2 protein-coding genes are annotated in these 877 nt (G+C 65.2%); both read right to left on the bottom strand.

The genetic code is table 11. The features are described from left to right. Window positions 1-446, bottom strand: a 446-nt coding sequence (locus tag OCH239_RS21420) for an IS91 family transposase (protein ID WP_037267564.1), incomplete at its 3' end; no start/stop codon positions are given. A gap of 10 nt (window positions 447-456) precedes the next feature. Beyond that, window positions 457-877: tyrosine-type recombinase/integrase (locus OCH239_RS21415; protein ID WP_037267562.1), on the bottom strand; the 421-nt coding region annotated here is incomplete at its 5' end.

The following is an 877-nucleotide window of genomic DNA, read 5'->3' as shown; positions in this document are numbered from 1 at the left end:
AGCACGCTGGTCATGCCGATCCGCGCGCCCAGACGCTTGGGATCGGCGGCGATGGTCAGCAGCGTCTCCGCGGATGCCCTGAACAGCAGACCATAGACCGCCGCCTTGTTCTGGAGGGCAATGTCGGCGATCCGGGCCGGCAGGGTGAAGACCACGTGGAAGTATTCGACCGGCAGAAGGTCCTCGATGCGCGCCTGCATCCAGTCCCGCGATGCGGCCCCTTGGCATTTCGGGCAATGCCGGTTTCGGCACGAGTTGTACGCGACATGCTCGTGGCCGCATTTGGTACACGCCGCGACATGCCCGCCGAGCGCGGCGGTGCGGCAGGTCTCGATGGCGGACATCACCTTCAACTGAGGCAGGTTCAGATGCCCGTCATAGCCACGGCGATATGCAGCACCATGGGCGCGGAAGATATCCGCGAGCTCCAGCTTTGGACGGGGCACGGGACCGGGATCAGCCGGAACCAGCCTCCCGTCGCAGCAACAGATCGAGCGGGCTGGTCACGTCCCGGATCGTCTTGGTGGCGACCTTCGTGTAGATCGTCGTGGTCTCCAACTTGGCATGACCGAGCAGCACCTGGATCACCCGGATATCGGTCCCGCTCTCCAGAAGATGTGTTGCAAAGCTGTGCCGGAGCGTGTGAGGCGACACCTTCTTCCTGATCTCGGCGAAGTCGCAGGCAACGCCGAAGGCGCGGTTGAACTGCCGCGTCGAGATCGGATCGATCCGGCCGCGACCGGGGAACAGCCAGCCCGCGGGCCGGGCTTCGCGCCAATAGTCGCGCAAGAGCTCAAGCAGGCTCGGCGACAGCATCACGTGGCGGTCCTTGCGGCCCTTGCCCTGGTCGACGCGGATCAGCATCCGGTCGCTGTCG

Origin of the sequence: Roseivivax halodurans JCM 10272, assembly GCF_000521785.1 — a bacterium.
Classification (GTDB): domain Bacteria; phylum Pseudomonadota; class Alphaproteobacteria; order Rhodobacterales; family Rhodobacteraceae; genus Roseivivax; species Roseivivax halodurans.
The sequence above is the reverse complement of the archived record's forward strand: the minus strand, read 5'-3'. Positions and strand labels throughout refer to the sequence as shown.